Origin of the sequence: Vibrio sp. 10N.222.46.A1, assembly GCF_041473595.1 — a bacterium.
GTDB lineage: Bacteria > Pseudomonadota > Gammaproteobacteria > Enterobacterales > Vibrionaceae > Vibrio > Vibrio tasmaniensis_A.
In genome coordinates this window covers 1-1,113 of the sequence record NZ_JBFRSN010001510.1, presented here as the reverse complement: position 1 = coordinate 1,113, position 1,113 = coordinate 1, and the positions used below count along the sequence as shown (strand labels likewise).

Genomic DNA, 1,113 nt, shown 5'->3' with positions numbered 1-1,113 from the left:
CTTCATCACTATAAACTAACAAACCTTTCATATATGCATTCATATATCTCTTTTTACCATACTGAAAAACTGGAGCATAATTTAATTCAACATACTCCTCTGTAAAATCGGGATATAGTTTGAAGAGCTGTTTTTTATATTCTACAAAGTAGTGCTCCACTGTTTGTTCAAATCCCAGAATTTCAGAAATCTCATTTTCCATCTTGCTTCTCTCCGTGGCTTGGAGAGGTAATGAGACACATAGCAACCAAAAACATAAAAGACTAACTTTCATTTACACCCCTTAATATGTGTGAAAAAATTAAATTACCACTATCTAAAGTAAATGGCTTAATACCGAGCAGATCCCCATAGTTACTGTTACAACCCTACGCTCCGTCAACCAAGGTTCTTTTAGTCCTGATGTCAAATGTAATTCACTATTACGTCTTCATTGGCACTGATACAACTGACAATATGACCTCGTAATCAAACAATATTCTCTTTCCAGTATGCTTTACCTAGCCAACCGAACGTTTTTCGCATATGGGCAGCGATTGGCTGTTTTTAGCTTACCTATAGCGTCTTAAATGATCTACTGAGGTATAATAAGTATTGCCCTTGGATAGGAGCACATACTAGGATTCAGGCTTTCCCAACGGTGGCTAGTTACCTAAATTACGTGGTACTACCGTGTGATATATGGTGTGGGATGAGGTTTAACTTTGCATTTATCCATCACACCTCTAGCAAAAGCACCTATCCACGGACAAGCTCGCATTTTTATGCATCGAGCAATAATTGTAACTATTGAGTATATACTGTTTATTTTCCAACCCTTTCCGTCAAACAAAAATAATTTATCATTTACAAATCCCAGCCTGCACTAACTTGGACGTTATATTAATTGCCGTACAGCTTGTTTTAACGTACGGGTTAGGAATTGCTCCACCAACATCCGATATTCTATCAATATCTTTCGCTACTTTGCACGCTTCCTCATCTGCCTTAACCTCAGCGTCTCGGAGTGCTTTATTTAGTTCGGGAGGATTAAAAGCTTGAGGTGGTAGCACTGGAACTGGAGAGATCGGTACCCCGAGCCTTCCATCCAGATCTACATACCCTAACGGGTCA

At 38.9% G+C, this 1,113-nt stretch carries 2 protein-coding genes; both read right to left on the bottom strand.

Features of this window, described 5'->3' with window-relative positions; genetic code table 11:
* Window positions 1-202, bottom strand: a 202-nt coding sequence (locus tag AB4496_RS27725) for a hypothetical protein (protein ID WP_372133220.1), incomplete at its 3' end; no start/stop codon positions are given.
* 640 nt (window positions 203-842) lie between these two features.
* Window positions 843-1,113 (bottom strand): hypothetical protein (locus AB4496_RS27720; protein ID WP_372133219.1); only part of this gene is annotated, 271 nt, incomplete at its 5' end.